The 14,843-nt window shown below is 45.3% G+C and carries 12 protein-coding genes; 4 read left to right on the forward strand and 8 right to left on the reverse strand.

The window, feature by feature from the left end; all coding sequences use genetic code 11:
- Positions 1 to 2: 2 nt before the first annotated feature.
- On the reverse strand, positions 3 to 1,007 hold the full coding sequence (argC, locus tag FKN16_RS22295) for an N-acetyl-gamma-glutamyl-phosphate reductase (RefSeq protein ID WP_170903554.1): 1,005 nt from the start codon (positions 1,005 to 1,007) through the stop codon (positions 3 to 5).
- Between the two features lie 144 nt (positions 1,008 to 1,151).
- Between argC and argE the strand changes: the two genes are divergently transcribed.
- The 3 genes from argE (at position 1,152) to FKN16_RS22310 (ending at position 6,159) form a co-directional block, all read left to right on the forward strand.
- Positions 1,152 to 2,288 carry an acetylornithine deacetylase gene (argE, locus tag FKN16_RS22300; protein ID WP_170903555.1) on the forward strand — a complete coding sequence of 379 codons (1,137 nt, stop codon included), beginning with the start codon at positions 1,152 to 1,154 and terminating at the stop codon, positions 2,286 to 2,288.
- Positions 2,289 to 2,560: 272 nt separating this feature from the next.
- Positions 2,561 to 5,194, forward strand: a complete 2,634-nt coding sequence (gene ppc / locus FKN16_RS22305) for a phosphoenolpyruvate carboxylase (protein ID WP_170903556.1) — start codon at positions 2,561 to 2,563, stop codon at positions 5,192 to 5,194.
- Between the two features lie 425 nt (positions 5,195 to 5,619).
- Positions 5,620 to 6,159, forward strand: coding sequence for a PadR family transcriptional regulator (locus FKN16_RS22310; protein WP_005395734.1), 540 nt, complete (start codon positions 5,620 to 5,622; stop codon positions 6,157 to 6,159).
- Between the two features lie 74 nt (positions 6,160 to 6,233).
- On the opposite strand, the gene metF is transcribed toward FKN16_RS22310, so the two are convergent.
- From metF to FKN16_RS22325, 3 genes are all read right to left on the reverse strand, one after another.
- Complete coding sequence (gene metF / locus FKN16_RS22315; protein ID WP_046874624.1) at positions 6,234 to 7,136, reverse strand: methylenetetrahydrofolate reductase; 903 nt, start codon at positions 7,134 to 7,136, stop codon at positions 6,234 to 6,236.
- Positions 7,137 to 7,397: 261 nt separating this feature from the next.
- Complete coding sequence (locus FKN16_RS22320; protein ID WP_104969869.1) at positions 7,398 to 9,806, reverse strand: bifunctional aspartate kinase/homoserine dehydrogenase II; 2,409 nt, start codon at positions 9,804 to 9,806, stop codon at positions 7,398 to 7,400.
- Positions 9,807 to 9,818: 12 nt separating this feature from the next.
- Positions 9,819 to 10,982 (reverse strand): O-succinylhomoserine (thiol)-lyase, encoded by a 1,164-nt coding sequence (locus tag FKN16_RS22325; RefSeq protein WP_170903557.1) that lies wholly within the window; start codon positions 10,980 to 10,982, stop codon positions 9,819 to 9,821.
- A 225-nt stretch (positions 10,983 to 11,207) separates the two neighbouring features.
- Here FKN16_RS22325 and metJ point away from each other — a divergent pair, with 225 nt between their 5' ends.
- Positions 11,208 to 11,528 carry a met regulon transcriptional regulator MetJ gene (gene metJ / locus FKN16_RS22330; RefSeq protein ID WP_005381353.1) on the forward strand — a complete coding sequence of 107 codons (321 nt, stop codon included), beginning with the start codon at positions 11,208 to 11,210 and terminating at the stop codon, positions 11,526 to 11,528.
- A 113-nt stretch (positions 11,529 to 11,641) separates the two neighbouring features.
- Here metJ and FKN16_RS22335 read toward each other — a convergent pair whose 3' ends face one another.
- The 4 genes from FKN16_RS22335 to FKN16_RS22350 all read right to left on the reverse strand — a co-directional run.
- A complete protein-coding gene (locus tag FKN16_RS22335) occupies positions 11,642 to 12,919 on the reverse strand; it encodes a malic enzyme-like NAD(P)-binding protein (RefSeq protein WP_006742766.1) in 1,278 nt (425 codons plus the stop codon).
- A 203-nt stretch (positions 12,920 to 13,122) separates the two neighbouring features.
- Positions 13,123 to 13,599, reverse strand: coding sequence for a bacterioferritin (bfr, locus tag FKN16_RS22340; protein WP_005395745.1), 477 nt, complete (start codon positions 13,597 to 13,599; stop codon positions 13,123 to 13,125).
- 101 nt (positions 13,600 to 13,700) lie between these two features.
- The gene (locus FKN16_RS22345; RefSeq protein WP_031780493.1) at positions 13,701 to 13,889 is read right to left on the reverse strand and encodes a bacterioferritin-associated ferredoxin; all 189 of its coding nucleotides are present in this window, start codon (positions 13,887 to 13,889) and stop codon (positions 13,701 to 13,703) included.
- Positions 13,890 to 14,220: 331 nt separating this feature from the next.
- Positions 14,221 to 14,843, reverse strand: a 623-nt coding sequence (locus FKN16_RS22350; RefSeq protein WP_249370564.1) for an EF-Tu/IF-2/RF-3 family GTPase, incomplete at its 5' end; no start/stop codon positions are given.

A 14,843-nucleotide genomic window follows, 5' to 3' on the forward strand; every position in this document is an offset into this window, starting at 1 on the left:
GACTACAGCAACGCTGTCAGTTCTGGGTAACCATAATGAATATTGAGACATTGCATCGCTTGACTTGATGCACCTTTGAGTAGGTTGTCGATGGCTGAAATCACAATGATGTGTTCACCTTGTACCTTCCAGCCGATATCGCAGAAAGGGGTATTTTCGACATCCTGAATACGTGGAATGCCATCGCCTTTTAAACGCACGGCAGGCTTTCCTAGATAAGCTTGTTCAAATGCTTGAGCGACTTGTTGCTCTGTAACGCCTGATGCTAGCTTCATGGTGATCGTGGCAAGAATGCCGCGTTTAAAGTTGCCTAGGTGCGGAGTAAAAATCACATCGCAACCTAAGTGCTGAGCAATTTCTGGTTGGTGACGATGAGTAAATACACCATAAGGTTGCAAGCTCACTTCACAGAAACTGTTCACCATAGAAGCTTTACGCCCAGCTCCGGACACACCGCTGGTCGCGTTAATGACAGGCCATTGATTGGTATCCACTAATGCATTTTCGAGTAGAGGCTTGATGGCTAACTGCGAAGCAGTCGGGTAGCAACCTGCTACAGCAACTAAGGGAGCAGTTTTAATTGATTCCTGGTTCCACTCTGCTAAGCCGTATGCAGCTTTATCTAGCCAGTTATTATGTTGATGCTCGAAGCCATAAAAGGTGTTGTAAAAACCTTCACTTTGGACGCGGAATGCCCCCGATAAATCGAATACCTGACAGCCTGCCTCCAAGAAAGTTGGGGCTAGATCGTGGCTCACCTCATGAGCCGTTGCTAAAAACACCACATCCGATTCTTGAGCGATTTGCAGTGGATCCGTTAGTGGCAAGACCGGCATATCAATGATGCCTGCTAACTTACCGTGCAGCTGCGCAATATTCTTTCCTGCATCAACACTGTTGGCGGAAACGTATAAACCTGATAGCGTGAGTTGTGGGTGTTTATTAACCATTAACGCTAACTCTGCGCCGGTGTAACCGCTGGCTCCAATAATCGTGGTTTTTAGCATTGTGTGACATCCATATACTTAAAGGCTCAAATGACTATTCATATTTAATTTTTGCTTTATTTTGATTTTTTATTCATTAAATATGATTTAATATGTGTTTTACATTTTTGTGGTCTGTCTGTCAACAGGAGATTTGAAGAATCCATGCAATTACCAACTTTTCTAGAGGTCTATGAAGGACTCATCAGCACCTCTTCTATCAGCTCCACGGATCCGAGCTGGGATCAGGGCAATGCAAAAGTCATCGAAAAACTCGCATCTTGGTTTAAAGATCTGGGCTTCAACGTTGAAGTGATCGAGGTGGAGCCAGGCAAGCACAATATGATCGCACGTATGGGTGAGGGTGAAGGCGGCCTTTTACTTGCGGGCCACAGTGATACCGTGCCATTTGATGAAGGACGCTGGAGCTTTGATCCACATAAGCTGACTGAAAAAGACAACCGCTTTTACGGTTTAGGCACGGCAGACATGAAAGGCTTTTTTGCCTTTATTTACGAAGCCGTCAAAAAAGTCGACTGGAGTAAGCAGACCAAGCCGCTATACGTATTAGCCACTTGTGACGAAGAAACCACCATGTTGGGTGCACGACATTTCACCGTAAACGCCCCTTTTAAGCCGGATTACTGCATTATTGGTGAGCCCACCAGCCTCGTTCCTATTCGCGGCCACAAAGGTCATGTGGCGAATGCAATTCGGGTCACGGGTAAGTCAGGCCATTCATCCGATCCTGCCTTAGGCGTTAACGCGATTGAGATCATGCATGAAGTGATGTTTGCCATGATGCAACTGCGCGATAAATTGGTGAAAGAATACCACCATCCGGGTTTTGCCATTCCAAGCCCTACCCTAAACCTTGGACACATTCACGGCGGTGACAGCGCTAACCGTATTTGTGGTTGCTGTGAGCTGCACTATGATGTTCGCCCACTACCAGGGATCAGCCTGGATGGCCTAGAAAATATGCTGCGCGGAGCATTAAAAGAAGTCGAAGCAAAGTGGCCTGGACGCTTGGAGATAATTCCGTTACATGAACCAATTCCGGGTTACGAATGCCAACATGACCACCCATTTATCGGTGGTGTTGAAGAGATCTGCCAAACCAGTTCAGAAACCGTGAACTACTGTACTGAGGCGCCCTTCTTACAACAGCTCTGTCCAACCTTAGTTCTTGGCCCGGGTTCAATTGACCAAGCGCACCAACCGGATGAGTTTCTCTCATTTGATTTTATCGAGCCCACAATTGATGTGCTTTCAAAGGCAATGGTCAAGTATTGCTGTTAATACGCGAATAAACTCAAAAGTCAGTGCAGCTCGATTGAGCTGCATCTTTTTATCTTCACAATTTAGCGCTAGCCTTAACACTTCTTTAACTTGTTATTTTGTAATTAATTTTCACTTCTTATTCTACAGCTGCCGTAAATTTGCTCTAAATCAGGAGACAGCGGAATAATTGCAAACTTAGTCTGCTTTATTTGACTATAACTGGTGCTTTTCGCTAGATTGGAGTCTTAACAAGGACAATGGATGTAGTTTTTTTACGAGGCAGGACGACAATGAACGAGAAATACGCCGCACTCAAAAGTAATGTGCGCATGTTAGGCCACTTATTGGGTAACACCATTCGCGATGCCCATGGCGAAGAAATCTTCGAGAAAGTGGAAACCATTCGTAAATTATCCAAATCGGCTCAAGCAGGTAATCAAGCAGACAGGGACAGCTTGATAGAAGAAATCAAACACCTACCCGATGAGCAGCTAACGCCCGTTACCCGTGCGTTTAACCAATTTCTAAATCTCACCAATATTGCTGAGCAATACCACACGATTTCACGCCATTGTGAAGAGCACATTTGTGAACCAGACGCGATTAACTCGCTGTTTTCTAAACTGGTACAAAACGATGTGAGCAAACTGGACACTGCGCAAGCGGTTCGTGATCTGAATATTGAATTGGTATTGACGGCTCACCCAACGGAAATCACGCGTCGCACGATGATCAACAAGTTGGTCAAGATCAACGAGTGCTTATCAAAGTTGGAACTGAGTGATCTTTCTTCTAAAGAGCGCAAGAAAACCGAGCGTCGTTTAGAGCAACTGATCGCGCAAAGCTGGCATTCAGACGTAATTCGACAACAGCGCCCTACTCCGCTGGATGAAGCAAAATGGGGTTTTGCAGTCGTTGAAAACTCACTATGGGAAGCGGTGCCAGACTTCTTACGTGAAATGAATGATCGTCTGAAGTCTTACTTGGGTGAAGGTTTACCAATTGATGCGCGCCCTGTGCACTTCTCTTCTTGGATGGGGGGCGACCGCGACGGTAACCCGTTTGTCACTCATAGCGTGACACGTGAAGTATTGCTTCTGTCTCGTTGGAAAGCCGCAGATCTTTATCTCAATGACATCAACGAGTTGATCAGTGAACTGTCTATGACGGTTTCAAACGACCAAGTTCGTGAGCTTGCTGGCGAAGATCAGCACGAACCATATCGTGCGATCCTGAAACAACTTCGCACCCTATTGAACGAAACCAAAGATATTCTCGATGCTAAAATCCATGGTCAAAAACTGGCCGTTAAAGCTCCGTTGCAAAAAGTCGAGCAACTTTGGGAACCTCTGTATGCCTGTTACCAGTCGCTAAATGAATGTGGCATGGGTGTGATCGCAAATGGCTCTCTACTAGATACATTGCGCCGCGTAAAAGCATTTGGTATTCATCTTGTTCGCCTTGATATCCGCCAAGAGAGCACTCGTCATTCAGACGTATTGTCTGAATTAACCCGCTACTTAGGCATTGGTGATTACGAACAATGGAGCGAGCAAGATAAGATTGCTTTCCTAACCAACGAACTCGCATCTAAACGTCCTCTTCTGCCTCGTGATTGGGAACCATCAGAACCTGTCAAAGAGGTTTTGGACACCTGTAAGATTATTGCAGCACAACCGCGTGAAGCATTCGGTGCCTACGTTATTTCTATGGCACGCACTGCATCAGATGTGTTAGCAGTCCACCTACTTCTGCAAGAAGCAGGCTGCCCATATCGTATGGATGTTTGCCCGTTATTCGAGACGCTAGACGACTTGAACAATGCAGAATCGGTCATCAAACAGCTGATGGGTATCGACCTATACCGTGGCTTTATCCAAAACCACCAAATGGTCATGATTGGTTACTCTGACTCAGCGAAAGATGCGGGTGTCATGTCTGCAGGCTGGGCTCAGTACCATGCGATGGAATCGTTAGTAAAAGTGGCGGAAGAAGAAGGTGTTGAACTAACTCTATTCCACGGTCGTGGCGGCACCGTTGGTCGTGGCGGCGCACCTGCACACGCTGCACTTCTGTCTCAACCACCAAAAAGCTTGAAAGGTGGTTTGCGCGTAACAGAACAGGGCGAGATGATCCGCTTTAAACTGGGCCTTCCAGATGTCGCCGTAAACAGTTTTAACCTTTACGCGAGCGCGATTCTAGAAGCCAACCTATTGCCACCACCAGAGCCAAAACAAGAATGGCGCGACTTAATGGAAGTGCTATCAGAAGTTAGCTGCGAGTCTTATCGCAACGTAGTTCGCGGCGAGCCTGACTTTGTGCCTTACTTCCGTCAAGCGACACCAGAGCTCGAGCTCGGTAAGTTGCCACTTGGCTCTCGTCCTGCAAAACGTAATCCGAAGGGCGGAGTAGAAAGCTTACGTGCAATCCCGTGGATCTTCTCATGGAGCCAAAACCGTTTGGTACTTCCTGCATGGCTAGGTGCGGGTGAAGCGATTCAATACTCTATCGATAAAGGTCACCAAGCGCTGCTCGAAGAGATGTGTCGTGAATGGCCGTTCTTCTCGACTCGCCTTGGCATGTTAGAAATGGTGTACTCGAAGTGTAATATCGATATTTCTCGCTATTACGATGAGCGATTGGTGGATGAATCACTCCGTCCACTCGGTGAAAAGCTTCGCGCTCAGCTTCAAGAAGATATCAAAGCAGTACTGAATGTAGAGAACAACGAAAACTTGATGCAGCATGACCCTTGGGGACTCGAATCGATTCGCTTGCGCAACATCTACGTTGAGCCATTGAACATGCTACAAGCCGAGTTGCTATACCGTACACGCCAAACCGAAGAAGCATCTGCAAACCTAGAAGAAGCGCTAATGGTGACAATTGCTGGTATTGCAGCTGGCATGCGCAACACAGGCTAATCGCTTCATTTGTAATAAAAAAGCTGAGCAAGTGCTCAGCTTTTTTTTGGCGCTGGATAATTGCGCAACCAAAAGGCAGTTTAATAAACTATAAAAAACCCAAAAATTACCACACAAAAAGAATAAAAAACCACAAGTTAACACTATTGATTATTATGTTAGTTTTTTAGGGTAATTTTGTCCTACTATTCCACTTCATGCTTATTATTTATATACTACTTGCCTGCTGAGAGCTCATAAATCCAATCATACCTGCTCCAGCCATGATGGGACTCCCCATCTCTCTAGGTGATAAACGGCTTTAAGGTGACAGGACCAACATTGTTGGTGCTACTTATACATTAAAAAACTCAAGTGCCAGAAAGAGCACAGCTGAAAGTATAAGTAGCTTGTTTACAAGTTTATTGACCATTTGGATTGAAGACATGTCATTACCACACGTAATCTTAACTGTTCTTAGCACTCGCGACGCAACCGGTTACGATATCACTAAAGAATTCTCTGCTAGCATCGGTTACTTCTGGAAAGCAAGCCACCAACAAGTGTACCGTGAACTCAATAAAATGGCCGAGAAAGAGCTGGTTACTTGCGTATTAGAACCCCAAGAAGGCAAACCAGACCGTAAGGTTTACTCCATCACAGATGCTGGTCGCAGCGCTTTAGGAGAATGGTTTGATCAACCAACTGCACACCCGACTGTTCGTGATGAATTTTCAGCGAAATTGATGGCATGTGCCGTTCAACCATCAACACCTTTCCGTGATCAACTCGCCGAACTGGTTGAAGAGTCTCGCAAACTGGTTTCTCACTACAAAGAAATTGAAGCGGCTTACTACGCAACGCCGTCAACTTTAGACAAACAAGCTCGCCTAGAGCGTTTAACGCTTCGTCGTAACCTACTGTTACGTGAAACGTGGATCACGTGGGCTGAAGAAGTCCTAACAGAACTTGAAGTGATTGGTTAATTTCCTTTTACTTTGATACAACGAAAAAGGCTTGCCGCTCGGCAAGCCTTTTGTCTTTTTGAAACCCGGTCGATTTATGCACCTACTGCAGCGCGAGGGCGAACGCCTAGCGTATGACATAAAGCGTAAGTCATCTCTGCACGGTTTAGGGTGTAGAAGTGGAAATCCTTAACGCCTTCACGACTAAGTACGCGCACCATATCAATAGCTTGGCTAGCTCCTACAAGCTGACGAGTCACCGGATCATCATCCAAGCCTTCGAACTGTTTACTCATCCAGCCTGGTACTTTCACATTGTTCTGCGCAGCAAAGCGAGAGGCTTGCTTAAAATTCGACACTGGCAAAATACCAGGAACAATTTCCACATCAATTCCTGCCGCCACACAGCGATCGCGGAAACGGAGGTAAGACTCAACATCAAAAAAGAACTGAGTAATTGCACGGTTTGCGCCTGCATCAACCTTACGTTTTAGGTTCAATAAGTCAGACTGCGCACTTTTAGCTTCAGGGTGAACCTCAGGAAATGCGGCAACTGAGATATCAAAATCGTGACGTGATTTCAGCAACTCAACCAGATCCGAGGCATACATGTCAGGCGCACCGCCACCAGGAGGAATATCACCACGCAGAGCAACGATATTTTCAATGCCATTATTCCAGTAATCATCGGCAATATTAATCAACTCTTCGCGAGTCGCATCAATACAAGTGAGGTGAGGAGCAGCAACCAATCCGGTTGTTGCTTTGATTTCTTTAATGATGGAGTGCGTTCTGTCACGCTCGCCAGAGTTAGCGCCGTAAGTCACAGAAACAAATTTAGGTTGGAGCGTTTTAAGACGGTGCACTGAATTCCAGAGTGTCTCTTCCATCTTAGCGCTGCTTGGTGGAAAAAACTCAAATGATACATTGATGTTGTCTGACAACTCAGCAATATTCTGGTTCAAGGCGTCAATATGGCCTGCGTGCGTGTATCCCATCTTACTCTCCCTGTGGCACTCCGCCACGAAAACAAATTCCTTAAATCGACGTTTAGACGTCTATATGTCTACAGAATGTATTGAATACGATTTAATGTCAACCTTGTAATTATGAATTTTTCTCAAGTTAATAATGAGGATAGTTCAAGTTATTAATTGAACGTTATTTCACCACTTATCACAAGCCGATACTTCAGTATGGCACTGAAGGCAAAATAAAAAACCCTGGTCGGGTTCCAGGGTTTTAGGTATCTCGCAACTTTAGAATAAACCGGCTAATCGGTTGAGGTCGGATTGAATCGCGCCGGCTGTCACTTCTCTTCCTGCGCCAGGCCCTCGAATAACGAGTGGGTTATCTTTGTACCACTTACTTTCAATGGCAAAAATGTTGTCGCACGGCAGTAGGTTGGCGAGCGCATGTTCACGAGATAACGCTTCTACTCCCACCGTCGCTTTACCATTTTTTTCTAAACGAGCAACGTAGCGAAGCACTTGGTCGTTTCTCTGTGCTTTTGTCAGGCGCTCTTGCAGTATTTCACTCAACAGCCCTCCGTTATCGAAGAAGTCATCGATGCTAAGTTCTCTTAATTCTTCTGGTACCAGAGATTCAACCTTAACGCTGCCCGGCTCAATATCGAGACCAGACTCTCGAGCTAAGATAACCAGCTTACGCATCACATCTGAACCATCTAAATCAGAACGAGGATCAGGCTCTGTTAAACCTTGCTGCCAAGCGAGGTCGACTAAATCATTAAATGGTACTGAGCCGTCAAATTGTTGGAATAACCATGATAACGTCCCTGAGAAAATACCCGATAGAGCAACGATCTCATCACCACTTTCACGTAGATCTCGCACGGTATGGTTTATCGGTAACCCCGCACCAACCGTCGCATTGTACAGCCAATAACGACCAATTTTAGCGAATGCATCTTGAACCTGATGGTAATACTGGCTATCTGCCGAACCCGCCACTTTGTTAGCGGAAATCAAATGAATGCCCTGCTGCGCAATTTCTACATAGCGCTGAGCTAAGTCTTTACTCGCTGTCACATCAAGCACTACGGCTTCATCGTAATTTTTTAGCGCTCCTAAGTGAGTCAACCAAGATCCATCGTTTGCTAGGCTTTCATCATCAAATCGTTCAGCAACACTTGCTGCATCAATACCTTGCTCATCGAACCAGTAGGTTTGACTATCCACGACCGCGACAAGGTCAAAGCTCATGCCATGACGTTTTTCGAGCTCACCTTTTTGAGTTGCAAATAAATTTAACCAACTAGAACCAATGTTGCCCTTGCCACATAAAGCCACCGCCACGCGCTTTTGCGCTTGGAACAACTGGCTATGAATCGTTTGAACCAACACTTCGGTATCAGTACGACGCAAAACGGCGACTAAACTCAGCCCCGACTCAGTTTCAGAAATAAATTCAACCGGAGAGTGTTTTAACTTCTGATAAAAACCAAAACAATGGTTGGCGTTTTTCGTAACGCCAGCGCCTACCGCCGCCAAGAGAGAGTAGCCTTCTTTGAGCTTAATCTCCGCTTCAACCGCAAGCTCTTGTAAGTGTTTCAGTGCGCCACCGGCAATTTCTGCGGTATACGCCAAGCGCAACGTGTGTTGATCGGGCTGTGCCTCAAATGCCAATGGCTCCAATTGCGCTCGCTGCAACGCTTGTAATACATCATTCTGTGTTTTTTCGAAGTCGTGCCCATGCATGAAAGACAGCTGCACCAATAAAACATCATCCAGCGAGGTAATAATTTTAGCGCCACGGCCAGACGCTAAGACACGCTCAATACGAGTGGAGCCCGATTCCGGCAGATAGCTACACTTGAGGTTGAGATCCATAGTACTTTGCGCCACAGGCTGAAGTGTACGACTGTGTAGGACTGGGGCGGCTAAACGGGCGAGTTCGCTGGCTTCATCCAATCGAAGTAACGGTAACAGACATGCGTCTGCCACCAAACGCGGATCGGCACTATAGACACCGGCAACGTCACTCCAAATGGTGACCGTGCTCACTTCAGCCAAAGCACCAATGACAGTTGCAGAATAGTCAGAGCCATTACGACCAAGTAAAATGGTTTCGCCCGCCTCGTTCTGAGCCATAAAGCCAGTAATTACCACACGTTTATGATTGTGTTGCGCGAGAACTTCTTTTATCAAAGGATATGAACGAGCGCGATCAACTTCAGGTTGAGTCCCGGCTTCCGCACGTAAAAACGCTCGTGCATCTTGTGCGACAGCGGGGATAGAACGTTGAGATAATAACGCGGCCAATAGGCGAGCAGACCAAACTTCTCCGTGTCCTAGTACCGCGGCTTTTTGCGCGCCAGTGAGTGGTGCTGTCAGCTCAGATAAGGTACTGAACTCATCATGCAGTAACGCTAATAGCTCTTCTTGTACTTCATTTTCCAACAAGTTTTCTATTAGCTCCGTTTGGAACTGCCTTAGGCTTTGAAGTGCTTCATGCGCGATTCGGCCATCTTTGTCTAGCCCTTCTAGGAACTCAATCAAGCGGTTAGTAGTTTTTCCTGCCGCCGAAACGACCACGAGATCATTTTCCGTCGAATACTCCTTAAGAATATCCACAACGCGTAAATAGCATTCTGGGTTTGCTAAGCTACTGCCACCAAACTTATGCAGCTGACGTTGTACAGTCATTATTCTCGTCTCCTATTGTTGGGCAGCTTTAGCGAATGCTTGCTCTAAATCCGTGATGAGATCTTGTGCATCTTCCAAGCCGACAGACAAACGCAATAGTTGATGTGACATCCCCGCTTCTGCCAGTGCTTCCTCTCCCATAGCGCGATGCGTCATGGATGCCGGATGACAAATCAAGCTTTCTACTCCACCTAATGACTCAGCCAATGAAAACAGTTGGAGCTCTTTAACGAACACTTTTAACTGCTCAAACGAACCGGCAAACTCAAAGCTCAGCATAGAGCCAAAACCAGTTTGCTGCTTTTTAGCGATGTCATGACCTGGGTGCTCCGGCAGGCTTGGATGATAAATGGTTTTAACTAACGCTTGCTTCTGGAGATAAGCCAGTACCTGCTGTGAACTCTCTTCATGCACTCGCATACGAGCACCAAGCGTACGAATACCTCGCAGTGTCATGTAACTATCGAAAGGTGTGCCCGTTGCGCCAATACAATTGCCCCACCATGCAAGCTCTTCTGCATGCGCTTCTGTTTTGGTGATGATCACGCCACCAATCACGTCTGAATGACCGTTGATGTACTTCGTTGTGGAGTGGATAACAAAATCCGCACCTAGCTCTAAAGGTTTTTGGTACACGGGTGTCAAAAAGGTATTGTCCACCGCAACTAACGCGCCGACTTGTTTCGCTTTTTCACAGGTAGCTGCAATATCCACTACGCGAACCAGAGGGTTTGACGGAGTTTCTAGCAAAATGAGTTTTGGTTTTTGTGCTAATGCTGCATCCAAAGCTTGCTCGTCTGATTGATCGACAAACTGAACCTTAAAATCGCCTTTGTTGGCTCGGGTATTAAAAAGACGATAGGTGCCGCCATAACAATCGTGAGGAGCAATAATGAGATCATCAGGGCCAAGAAAAGCGGACACCCATAAATTTAATGCCGACGTACCGCAGTTCGTGACAACCGCTCCTTTTCCAGACTCGAGTTCAGATAACGCACTTTCCAACAGTCCGCGGTTTGGATTTCCAGATCGCGTGTAATCATACTTAGGTACTTCACCAAAAGCAGGAAAACCATAGTTAGTGGAAAGATAAATAGGTGGAACGACAGCGTGATATTGGCTGTCTGATTCAATACCAGTGCGTACTGCAATGGTCGCAGGTTTGCGAGAGCTCATGGGTGTATCCTTTCACGGGTAATGACTTCTAAATAGGAATGCGCTATATCTAATGAGTAAAATAAAGTGATCAACACGCTTCCTTTGCTGTTCTGTTCACTTTACTCGTCAAAAAATGAGACGTCAACACTTCTAGACGTCTATATGTCTTTGCTTATGGCGGTAAATGCAGCTAAAATCAGCACCTAAATTATTTTTAACCGATTACATAAATGAAGGTGTGCAATGGCTGACTGGAATGGCGAATACATTAGCCCATATGCAGAGCACGGCAAAAAAAGCGAACAAGTAAAAAAAATTACCGTCTCTATCCCGCTAAAAGTTTTAAAAGTGCTAACTGATGAGCGTACTCGCCGTCAGATCAATAACTTACGCCATGCAACCAATAGTGAATTACTATGCGAAGCATTTTTGCACGCGTACACAGGTCAGCCACTTCCAACAGATGAAGACCTTCGTAAAGACCGTCCAGATGATATTCCAACAGAAGTAAAAGCACTGATGACGGAAATGGGCATCGAATTTGAGTCGTTTGACGAAGAGTAAAAAAGCGAGGCTGGAGGCTTCAGATAGCAATTCTTATCTCGAGCCAAAAGAATGATATAAAAAATGGGACGCGATTGCGTCCCATTTTTTGTACATCACATCTAATAGATATATTACTCTGCCATGTAGTTTTCAGGCATCTCGATACGAGCAACACCTGAATCAACTGCCGCCTGAGCCACAGCTTTTGCAACACGTGGTAGTAAACGTGAGTCCATTGGTTTTGGAATGATGTAGTCTGCACCAAACTCAAGCTTATCGACGCCTGCGGCCTTCAATACAGTTTCAGGTACAGGCTCTTTTGCTAGCTCACGAATCGCCTCAACGGCTGCAAGTTTCATTTCATCATTGATTTCACTTGCGCGCACATCAAGAGCACCACGGAAGATGAATGGGAAACACAATACGTTATTTACTTGGTTCGGGTAATCACTACGGCCAGTACCCATGATCAAATCATCACGAACAGCGTGGGCAAGTTCAGGCTTAATTTCAGGATCTGGATTCGAACATGCAAATACGATTGGCTTATCTGCCATCAGCTTCAACGCTTCCGCTGGCAATAGGTTTGGACCAGATACACCTAGGAACAGATCCGCGCCTTCAATCACGTCTTCTAATGTGCGTTTGTCCGTGTTGTTTGCGAATAGCTGCTTGTATTCATTAAGATCATCACGACGAGTGTGGATTACACCTTTACGATCCAGCATGTAAATTTTTTCGCGCATTGCACCACATTTAATCAGCAGCTCCATACACGCAACGGCTGCAGCGCCAGCGCCAAGACAAACGATCGTTGAGTCTTCAAGCTTCTTACCTTGAAGTTCGATCGCGTTCAGCATGCCTGCCGCTGTTACAATCGCAGTACCGTGCTGATCATCGTGGAATACTGGTACATCACAACGCTCAATTAGACGCTTTTCAATCTCAAAACAATCTGGTGCTTTAATATCTTCAAGGTTGATACCACCAAAAGTGTCTGCAATGCTTGCAACAGTATCAACAAATTCATCGATCGTGCGGTGCTTAACTTCAATATCAATCGAGTCAAGGCCAGCAAAACGTTTAAACAGTAACGCTTTACCTTCCATCACTGGCTTAGATGCAAGTGGACCTAGGTTACCTAGACCCAGGATAGCGGTACCGTTAGAAATAACAGCAACCATGTTGCCTTTCGCTGTGTACTTGTACACGTTATCAGGGTTTTGTGCGATTTCACGCACTGGTTCTGCAACACCTGGGCTGTAAGCAAGGGCAAGATCACCCGCCGTTTCCGCAGGTTTTGTCAATTCGACAGCAATCTTCCCTGGAGTTGGATAAGCATGGTAATCCAATGCTTTTTGGCGATGTTCTTCTTCTGGAGTGGCTGCTTGGCGATTGTCTTCAGACATGGACGTTTCTCTTTTTTATTTTTAGGTAAGGGGGGATAAATTCTATCGGATAGAAATCAAACTTCATAGGCAAGATTGCGAGCAATATCCTTAAAAAGCCGATAATAAAAGAGATTAGACCAGATAGCGGGGATAAGCACCTGATTTTCGAGTCAGGTGCTCTTTTCTTCTTACAATTGAAGTACGCAAAATCCTGGAAGCTATTACTCTTCGTCTACGTATTGCGCTTGGAGGTAGTTCTCAATGCCAGACATTTCAATCAAGCCAAGTTGCGTCTCTAGCCAGTCAACATGCTCTTCTTCATCTTCAAGAATATCTTGAAACAGATCGCGAGACACATAGTCTCTAATGTCTTCAGCATAGGCAATCGCATCTTTTAAATCTGGAATGGCGGCCATTTCAAGCTTTAAGTCACACTCGAGCATTTCTTTAGTGTCTTCACCTATCATCAACTTGCCTAAATCTTGTAGATTCGGTAAGCCCTCAAGAAACAAAATACGCTCAATCAGATGATCGGCATGTTTCATCTCATCGATAGATTCGTGATATTCCTTATCTGCTAGGTGCTTTAACCCCCAGTCCTTATACATTCGAGCATGAAGAAAATACTGATTAATAGCGATGAGCTCATTTCCGAGCACTTTATTGAGATGTTGGATGATGATTGGATCGCCTTTCATGACAAAAACCTCCTCTTTAGCTTCATTTAAATGTAGAAGCAAATGAGAAGGTGTCAAAACGCTAGGCAAATAATTACTTAATTACCGCATGCTCACCGTAATTAGCTAGCTTGTTTGAATACCGTGTAACTGGTTTCCGCTAAAATATCCTTGGCCTGTCTGATGCACTTACCACATTGGCTACCCAATGCTGTGCATTTTTTGATTCCTTTAATATCCGTTACGCCTTCATCTATCGCCAACTTCCTAATTTTCTTGTCGGAGACCCCATGGCAAAGACAAACGTACATACTCAAAAACCTATTAAATTAACCTGCGGCAACCAATATAAACAAGAATAGTTCTTGTTACCAGTCGCATTGATAGGCCTGTTCAGAATATTTTGTTATATAGATTTGGTGACAGTTGGCAAAGATCAGAGGGTTAGGTGTTACGACTAAAGGTGTTGAAAAATAGAGCCGGTAATATTCTGTTTTTAAATTAAAAAATTAACGAATTTCCTACGAACACTTATAACCAAATATAATTTAGATATAAAAAAGGGAAGCCTAAGCTTCCCTTTCTCGATGCGCTTTCTTCATAAAGAAGAAGAGTGCAAGATTTCGTTTAATTCGTTATGAATTAGTCGAAGATCTTAGCAACAACACCAGCACCTACTGTACGGCCACCTTCACGGATCGCGAAACGTAGACCTTCGTCCATTGCGATTGGTGCGATTAGCTCAACAGTCATCTGTACGTTGTCACCTGGCATTACCATTTCTACGCCTTCTGGTAGCTGGATGTCACCAGTTACGTCAGTTGTACGGAAGTAGAACTGTGGACGGTAGCCTTTGAAGAATGGAGTGTGACGACCACCTTCATCTTTAGACAGTACGTATACTTCTGATTCGAACTTAGTGTGTGGAGTGATTGAACCAGGCTTCGCTAGTACTTGACCACGTTCAACTTCGTCACGCTTAGTACCACGTAGAAGTGCACCAACGTTCTCACCTGCACGGCCTTCGTCTAGAAGCTTACGGAACATCTCAACACCAGTACATGTAGTAGTAGTAGTGTCTTTGATACCTACGATAGCAACTTCGTCACCTACAGTTAGGATACCACGCTCGATACGGCCAGTTACTACTGTACCACGACCTTGGATTGAGAATACGTCTTCGATAGGCATTAGGAATGGCTGATCTACCGCACGCTCTGGCTCAGGGATGTAAGTATCTAGAGCTTCAGCTAGTTCAACGATTT

This window comes from Vibrio sp. 11-4(1) (assembly GCF_013048625.1).
GTDB lineage: Bacteria > Pseudomonadota > Gammaproteobacteria > Enterobacterales > Vibrionaceae > Vibrio > Vibrio diabolicus.